7 protein-coding genes and 1 pseudogene are annotated in these 8,282 nt (G+C 55.1%); 1 reads left to right on the top strand and 7 read right to left on the bottom strand.

All coding sequences use genetic code 11. From position 1 onward, the window contains the following. The 6 genes and pseudogenes from ACHZB8_RS15350 to ACHZB8_RS15325 all read right to left on the bottom strand — a co-directional run. Window positions 1–1,335: pseudogene (locus tag ACHZB8_RS15350) on the bottom strand (transposase); the annotation flags it as partial. Window positions 1,336–1,610: 275 nt separating this feature from the next. Then, the gene (locus tag ACHZB8_RS15345; RefSeq protein WP_316861610.1) at window positions 1,611–3,818 is read right to left on the bottom strand and encodes a molybdopterin cofactor-binding domain-containing protein; all 2,208 of its coding nucleotides are present in this window, start codon (window positions 3,816–3,818) and stop codon (window positions 1,611–1,613) included. Next, a complete protein-coding gene (locus ACHZB8_RS15340; protein ID WP_316861608.1) occupies window positions 3,815–4,297 on the bottom strand; it encodes a 2Fe-2S iron-sulfur cluster-binding protein in 483 nt (160 codons plus the stop codon). Before ACHZB8_RS15340 ends, ACHZB8_RS15345 begins: the two co-directional genes overlap by 4 nt. Before the next feature lie 29 nt (window positions 4,298–4,326). Beyond that, window positions 4,327–5,175: a DUF6920 family protein gene (locus tag ACHZB8_RS15335; RefSeq protein ID WP_316861607.1), complete on the bottom strand. Its 849-nt coding sequence runs from the start codon at window positions 5,173–5,175 to the stop codon at window positions 4,327–4,329. Window positions 5,176–5,261: 86 nt separating this feature from the next. Further along, window positions 5,262–5,894: a nucleotidyltransferase family protein gene (locus ACHZB8_RS15330; protein ID WP_316861606.1), complete on the bottom strand. Its 633-nt coding sequence runs from the start codon at window positions 5,892–5,894 to the stop codon at window positions 5,262–5,264. Further along, window positions 5,884–6,948 (bottom strand): XdhC family protein, encoded by a 1,065-nt coding sequence (locus tag ACHZB8_RS15325; protein WP_316861605.1) that lies wholly within the window; start codon window positions 6,946–6,948, stop codon window positions 5,884–5,886. The genes ACHZB8_RS15330 and ACHZB8_RS15325 overlap by 11 nt, the downstream gene beginning before the upstream one ends. Between ACHZB8_RS15325 and ACHZB8_RS15320 the strand changes: the two genes are divergently transcribed. Further along, the gene (locus ACHZB8_RS15320; protein ID WP_316861604.1) at window positions 6,924–7,694 is read left to right on the top strand and encodes a TetR/AcrR family transcriptional regulator; all 771 of its coding nucleotides are present in this window, start codon (window positions 6,924–6,926) and stop codon (window positions 7,692–7,694) included. The genes ACHZB8_RS15325 and ACHZB8_RS15320 overlap by 25 nt on opposite strands. Before the next feature lie 177 nt (window positions 7,695–7,871). On the opposite strand, the gene ACHZB8_RS15315 is transcribed toward ACHZB8_RS15320, so the two are convergent. Further along, window positions 7,872–8,072, bottom strand: coding sequence for a hypothetical protein (locus tag ACHZB8_RS15315; RefSeq protein WP_316861603.1), 201 nt, complete (start codon window positions 8,070–8,072; stop codon window positions 7,872–7,874). Window positions 8,073–8,282 lie beyond the last annotated feature (210 nt).

Genomic DNA, 8,282 nt, shown 5'->3' with positions numbered 1-8,282 from the left:
CCGGGATCGGGATCAATTTTGCCATCTTGCGCAGGTTCTGGGCTCTTGCTGCGATGTGGAATTCGTCTCTGGCTCCATTTGGTCCTCTGAGGCGTAACCGATCCAGTTTTATGATACGCTTGAGATGGGCAAACAGCATCTCCACCTTCTTTCGCTGGCGCATCGAGATGACATAATCATCCGTCTGGGCGATATCTCTTGCCAGTTCGCGGGCACCCTCGAAGACCGAGCGCATGATCTTGCGGCTGGTTCTTTGGGCACACAGACCTGTTTCAAAACACAGGCCTCGCAGTCATGCTTGCTGGCGCGATATCTGCGCATGCCATCGCCATCAATGGCATCTCGCTCTTTCTTGAACGGGCGGCGATATTGATGCAGGGATTTGCCGCCGGGACAGTAATATGCGTCTCCATCGGGATCATAGATGAAGTCGGAGCGTGAGAAAGTACCGTCGCGTCTCCCTGATTTGTCAAACACGGGAATGTGTGGCTCGATCCCATATTCATAGACAAGCCAGCCCAGCATCTCCGCACTGCCATAGCCGGTGTCCCCGACAAGTCGCGCAGGATAGAGACCTGTCTGGGCCATCACGCGTTCTATCATGTCGCGGGCAGCTTTATTCTCTGCCTGACGAATGGGAGCGGTCGGTTCCACATCCACGATGATCCCATTGTCGAGATCGACCAGATAGTTGGTTGAATAGATGAAGTGTGCCTTGCCTCGATCGGCCGCAGACCATCGAGCAGCCGGATCTACCGGCGAGATGTATTTGGGAGGAACCGGCGTAGCCGACCCAAAGGCTGCATCATCCAGTGTTTGCAGATATTCCTCTGTTGCTCGGCTTGCGTGGTCTTCTGGTGACCAGTCCTTCGGTTCAATGCCATCCTCACGGTTTGCATCTGCCTTGATCAGAGAGGCGTCAATCCCGAAGGCTTCACCGCCAACAAGTCCCTCGGCAATCGTTCGGCTGAGAACATCCTCGAACAGCTTCGTGAACAGATCACTCTGGCGGAACCGACCATGTCTGTTCTTGGAGAAGGTTGAATGATCCGGGACAGGATCGGTCAGATCCAGGCGGCAGAACCACCGATAGGCAAGATTGAGATGGACTTCATCGCAGAGGCGGCGCTCAGACCGGATCCCCATGATATAGCCAACCAGCAACATCCTGATCATCAGTTCGGGATCGATCGAGGGTCGCCCAATGGAACTGTAGAAAGGCGCCAGATGACGTCGGATGTCTGCAAGATCAATGAAGCGATCGATGGACCGCAACAGATGATCCTGCGGTACGTGGTCTTCAAGATTGAACCCGTAAAACAGCGAAGCCTGCACCCGCTCTGATTGCCCATCATGCCCCGATCCTCCATCCTCTACGGAATTGAATCAGGACTTCAACACCAAAGCAACGCATACTTTTTCAACGGAATCGGCCCTTTGGAGACCTTCGTCAGGGACCACTTCCAAGAAGCCAGCTCCCACATTCGTGACATTCGATTGAAACGCTGCATTGAAGTAAAAATACAGAAACGGCACTAAGACGAAGGAGTCAGTCGCTCCAGAGCAGCGAATGAGACACTATTGAAGGTATTACCGGCGAACGGCTGAAGTTACCATATCGTTTCGGTACGATGTGGCCTTTGGCTGACTTCTATCGGTAACCGGGTGATCTTCATTTTCTGGATTCTGCTGACGGCATTGGTGAGTGCCGGGACCGCTGCAATCAAAGGCGCTTCTCCGGCTCCGGCGGGTGCTGTTGACCGCGCGTCGAGCAGTTCAATATGCATGTCGGGAACGTGCCTGAAAGTCGGTGCCGGATAGTCCTTGAATGATTTCGACGTGAAGGTCCCATTGGTGACAATCGCTTTCTCGAAAAGCACCTGACCAATGGCCATCATGAGGCAGCCTTCTACCTGCGCCTTGACGCGATCAGGGTTGATAACCAGCCCCACGTCCATGGCACAAAAGGCTCTTTTGGCCTCAATGGGGCCATCATTCCTTGACGCAACATCAAAGGCGCAGGCGACGAAACTCTTGTCGTGATAGATGCCACAGGCGATCCCACGGGCTTCTCCTGTCTCAAGGGGATTGGTTTCAATCATCGCCCGCAGACGCTCCAGACACGCCTTGAGGCGCGGGTGCTCTGGCCCGAGGTTAAGGAGGCGCAGCTCGATCGGGTCCATGTCCAGCCTACGGGCAAGACGGTCCATCCCGATCTCGATGATCGTGGTATTCGGTGTCGCGCCCAGCGCACGCATCTGTCCCACATGAACCGGCAGTTCCACATCCTGAAACTCGACCCGGCGATTGACTGCCCCATAGGGCGGATGAATGCTGCGGGTCGCTCCAAAGTCGGCAATGGCCAGCCGGGCGATATCAAGCGCCCATTCGGGGCCCATAATTTCAGTGAGAAGGAAATGCCCGCTGACCGTTGCCTGCCACCAGTCAGTGATGTGTCCGTCCCTGTTGGCGCGGATGCGCAGGCGGTGACTGGAAGGAGGGCGTGCCCTGTCTGCAAGAAACTCATCCGGCCTCGTCCATTGAACCTTGACCGGTACTTCTGCATGCCGGGCCAGCAGCAACGCTTCGCGGCCAACATCATAAAGCGCGCGTCCGCCAAAGGCACCTCCGGTGCGCAAGGGGTGAACGATAATCCGCTCCTCCGGCCAGCCGAGATCGCGTGCCGCTTTCCTGCGGTGAACGAAGGCATCCTGCGTGCCGACCCATAAATGCAGCGTGTTGAGGCCATCCTCGCTGGTGAATTGCGCCACCGCGGTGCGCAACTCCTGCTGTGCATGATGTAAAGGTGGCAGATCAAGGCGATGGTCGATGGTCCATTCCAGATCGGATGAAATATCGGCTTTTTCCATCTGATGTTCCAGACGCCCCTTGGCGAGGAAAGCATCGACATCAACAAGGCGCGCCAGTCCGTCATTGTCCAACGGCTCGGCGCCTTCCCAGATGACCTCCAATGCGCCCATCGCCAGATTGAGCGCGCTTGGCGTCGTGGCGATCACACCAAGGAACGCATGTGACGGATCGAAGACCACTTTGACAACGCCATGCATACGCGCGACATCCCGGGTATTGGCTGATTTGATGCGCGCATCAGGACAGGGCGCTTGCACCACACGCCCGTGGAGCATGTCGGGCAGACGGATGTCATCAACATAGAGCGGTTCACCCCTGACGATGGCGCGAGCCTGCCGGTCAGGGGCCATCTGTCCGACCGAGCGCTTCTCCCGACCCGCATCGAACGTGTAAAGAGGCACGTTTTCAATGGCATCGGGTAAAATCAGGTTTTCATTGCTGGCAATCAACTGCGCATAGGCAACGGTCCTTTCGCCAACCCGCCCCCCCCCGCGGCGGTCCGAAATGAGATCCGGGGCAACAGCGAATTTCTCGGCTGCCTTTTGGTGCAGGGTTTCGCGCAGGAACGCTGCGGCCCGTGCGGTCGGCAAGGCATGATCCGACATGCCGTGGCTGCCGATTGTGAAACGCATATAGGGAATCTGGGCGCTGTCGGGCAGGACGAGCCGAACCGTGAGCGGATCGAGATTGAGCTCTTCTGCAATGATCTGGGTGAGACTGGACGGCGTGCCCTGACCGAGATCGTGCACGGGACTGAACAGAACAACCTCGCCTTCCTTCGTCATGTGGAGCCAAAACCGACCATCATCCGGGTCGGGAGACGTGCTTGAAGGGAGAATGGGGAAGTTGTTGACGCCCAGATAGAAGCCCACGGACAGGCCCACCGCCGTGAGGCCAGTTCCGATCAGGAAAGTGCGACGACTGGGTTTGATGGAACCGGATTTCATTGTGCTGTTCTCCCCGTTCGCATGCTTGTCGCGGCTCTCAGGATGGCGCGCATTATGCGGGGTTGGGAGCCGCAGCGGCACAGGTTACCGTCCATCCATTTGATGATGTCTTCTCTTTCCGGATCAGGCGTTCGGTTCAGCAGGGCCAGTGCTTGCATGATCTGGCCGGATTGACAAAAGCCGCATTGGGACACCGCTTCATCAAGCCAGGCCAGTTGCAGAGGATGGAGGGGAGCCCCCTCCGCGCTTAATCCCTCGATTGTCAGCAGGCTGGCATCTGCGGCGTCCTCGATGGTCAATTGGCAGCTTTTTACCGCTTTACCATTCATCAGGATGGTGCAGGTGCCACAAGATCCCTGACCACAGCCATGCTTGGTGCCCACAAGGCCAAGATAATCTCGCAGCACCACGATGAGGGTTTCCTGCGACCAGTCATCCGGTATTGCCAGATGCTTCCCGTTCACGAGCAAGTCATGCATGGCTGTTTCCTCCAGCTATGGGGCCGCCCTCAGGACCCGGGCCCCATCTCGATATCGGTGACCGTGGCTTTCCAGAACGGATAGACCTTCCCTTGCGCAGCGCGCGAGATGACGAGAGACATCGGCATGCGCACCTTGCCGTTCATTTGATAATTGCTGCGCGAGACATGTTCGCCGGGGCCATGATAGGGGGTCGTCAGATCGCCATCTTCTTCGGCCAGCATTTCCGTCAACGCACCGGTTTCGTCAAACGTCGCAATCATGCTGGCTGAGAGGCCATAGTCGGACACCCGGGCACGGGCGGTTTTGTCATCGATCGCCTCCCATGTGACACGCTCGCTTGGAAGCAGGGCCGGTGGCCAGGATGAGGCCTCCAGCAGCCAACGCCCCAGCGAGAGCTTGTCCAGCTGCGGATCATTGGTGAAATGCAGCAAGGTGGCCGCAGACATCAATTTGGCCCGCATGTCCATTTCGCCATCCACGAAACTGTCATAGGCCGTCGCCCAAATGGGCCCCAGAATGGGTGTGTTTGCGTGGAAGACGAAATCGGGACGCGTGGTCGATATGATTTGCTCCGCGCCCGTTTTCTGGAAGGCCTCGGTCAATGGCCGACGAAAATCTCCCATCGCCTTGGTGAGGACGTAGCCGGGAAGATTTTCTGTCCCCTCTGGCAGGGTGTAGGCGAAATAGCGTTTTACCGGCTCTGGCAAAGCGTCCATCGCGGTGCTTGTGACCGCAGGGAACGCAGACCGTTCCCGAACTTTATCCTTGTAGGATGCAAGCTCGCTGTTCGTTTGCCACATGCCCCAGCCGACATAAAGGAGAAGCCCGGCAACGGGTACCAGAAGAATGAGCAACAGGATTTTTAGCGCTTTCATGTTTGACCTCTGCGAAATATTGAATGCGTAACTATGTGTACGGTTTCGGTTCTGCCAAGGCATTCCCGAGAGGGAATGCTGTTTGTTCAGGGTATGAAGTGAGAAATGGGGTTGGCGACCCTTTTTCGGGCAGCCTCCAGAGCCCATAAGTCGTCGACGTCAAAGCAGGCGGCGCTTCCCGCTTCAACCCTATGCAGGTCAGCAGCATGTTTTTCAAAAAGCTGTCTGCCGCCGCGATCACTTTCAAGGCAAAGGAGTTCAGGTGCATAAGCTCGGGCCCAGAGCACGGGATTTCCGATCTGCCCGTCAAAGGAAGCCGCGATAATGGAGGGCGCCCCGACCTCCGAGAATTTTGCCATCAAGGCATCGAGCAGGCCCGCCGTGACAAAGGGCATATCGCCGAGCATTATGATGAAAGCGTCCGGTTTGTTTGGCTCAGCAGATGCAATGCCGGAGGCAATTGACTGACTGATGCCCAACGCCCAACGCTCGCAAGAGACGGTATTGAGGCGCAGATCGTTCAACTCAGCCGTTATGGCTTCCGCCTGATAGCCCAGAACCACATGCAGGGAATGGGCGCGAGATGCTATGGCTTCAAGCGCACAGTGCCTGATCATTGAAGTCTCCTCCACAGGCTCCAACAACTTGTTGCTTTGCCCCATCCGGCGTGACTGCCCGGCGGCGAGCAGAATGACGGCGATGTTTGGTTCAGGCAGCATCGGCGCAGGTCCTTTTGTGCCCCCGAAGACTGAGAATGATCTCCGAGAGGATGGAAATCGCAATTTCCTGAGGATTGCCCGCACCGATATCCAGCCCTACGGGCCCCGATATGCGATCCAGCTCCTGCTGACCGACACCCTGTGCTCGTAGCCGATCACACCGGTAGGAATGAGACCGAGAGGATCCAAGTGCGCCGATGAAGAAACAGCGTGCATGCAGTGCGGCGATCAATGCGAGATCATCGAGTTCGGGATTGTGGCTCAAGGTGACGACTGCAGTAGTTTCATCGAGAAAACCTGGTTTTGAGAGGATCTCCAATGGAGCATCATACAGCGATGTGACGGGGGAAAAGCGCCCGCTTGCGAGATGGCGCGGCCTTGGATCGATCACGCTTGCCTCGAAGCCGCTCAATTGGGCCAATTGAGCGAGATATTGCGCGGTATGCACGGCACCAACAATGATCAGTCTTCGAGCTGGAAGCAGTTGATGGAAATAGTAGGCGCCCCCGTCGCTGTCCTCAGACAAGCTGATGGCACCGGTACCAAGAGCCAGATGCTGTTCCCTTGGGGAAAGAATCTTTGTTATCCCCGTTTCGATATTCGTTTTGAGGGTCAGGGGAGTATCGAGCGGAAAAAGATCCGTGATTGCCTGAAGAGGGACCAACTCATCGTCGTCTCTTCGCTGAGGCAGGGGCTGAAGGAATATCTGAACACCGCTGGCGCAGCATAGTCCGGCTTTGCTCATGCCGTCGCTAACAGGGGCAAAGCTCAGAAGCCGGGACTTTTGTGAAGCAATGACATCGGCAGCCGCCTCTACGACTTTTCCCTCCAGCGCACCGCTGGATACCGAGCCTTCAAACGCCCCCGTGTCATCCACGAGCAGTTGAGTTCCCACCTGACAAGGCGATGAGCCACTGGTCAGGATAACAGTTGCCAGCGCACAGCGTCGCCCGCTTTCGCTCCACACTCGGGCCAAGGAAAAGAGGGTTCCGTTTGGTTCGCAATGATCAAGGGCTGAGGAACCGCTCCTTGTCTGCTGCTGATAAAAGTTCATCCGGAATGACTCCTCGAGCTATTACTTTTGTCCTGAGCCGAGAAAGACAAAAAGCTTTTCTTTCGATGCGTAACAGGATAAAAAGCGTAATTATGTGTACGATTACTAGCCGTAACATAGTGTACGGAATATTTCAATCAGGATTTTTCATGAAAGAAGACACAAAAGAACAACGAAGACAGGAAATCATGGCCGCAGCTTATCAGGTTCTCAGTGAGAGAGGCTATGCTGGCACTTCCATGCTAAGCGTGGCGAAAAAGGCCAAGGCGTCAAACGAGACACTCTATAACTGGTTCGGCAACAAGAACGGATTGTTTTCCGTGCTGGTGGAAGAGAATGCCAAAAAGGCGGTTTCCGTTCTCAGAGACAATGTTGATGTGAAGGGACATCTTGCCGAGCAGCTCGAAGAATTCGGCTCGATATTGCTGATGTCCATTCTGGATGATCGAGCCATCGCGCTGAACAGGGCCGCCGCATCCGATGCCACCGGCGAACTTGGCGAAGCAATTTCGATACACGGAAGAGAGGCTATTCGCCCGCTTCTTCAGAGGCTTCTTGTAGAAAATGATTATCCCTGCGGGGCTTTTGAAAGCATTGATGAAGCTGTACAAACCTATTTAGCGCTGCTTGTCTCAGATCGGCAGATTAGGAGGGTGGTTGGTAGCCTGCCCAAGCCGGATGCTGCGGAGTGCAAAATCATTGCGAAAGAGGCTTCAGAAAAGTTTCTGCGATTGTCGAAAAGTTGAGCACGCATCAATTATTGGCGCACCTTCAGTGCAAACCGGAAACCTCACTTCTAAAAAAGACATTGTCGCAATTCAAACTCGATTGAATTCGCTAAGGTCCGGGATTTCCAGATGCCTTGTTCTTAGGGCGAAAAGATCACCTGATTTCAAGGTCAAAATGGCCTTCTAGCACCATTATCATCCGAATTTTCTTGACCAATGCTGGCCCGTTACCAGCCATTCGTCGGCGAGCATATTCTTCTCATCCTCTTCCCCATTGCCGCCATTTGAATAACGTGCAGCAATTTTCAGGACGAAGTTAGCGGAAGGGCCGGCAGTACTTTGGCTACGCCCAGACACGGTTGTATTGTTTAAGAGCAGGAACAAAGAATAAGCCATTCTCCACTTCAAGATTAACTAGGTGTTGAGTCTCACTCCTAAACCGAGCTCATTATGGCGTGCCGTTTTTATCCACACAAAACTACACAACACCTATGGCACGCGAATGCCTTTATTTCACGCTCAATATTTCTGGTGAGTTTTTGGTGAGTTTTTTGATTTTCACCCAAAGGGGAAAGACCTAACCTATTGAAAAGGTTGGTCGGAGTG

The sequence above is a fragment of the uncultured Cohaesibacter sp. genome (assembly GCF_963556055.3).
Classification (GTDB): Bacteria; Pseudomonadota; Alphaproteobacteria; order Rhizobiales; family Cohaesibacteraceae; genus Cohaesibacter.
The sequence above is the reverse complement of the archived record's forward strand: the minus strand, read 5'-3'. Positions and strand labels throughout refer to the sequence as shown.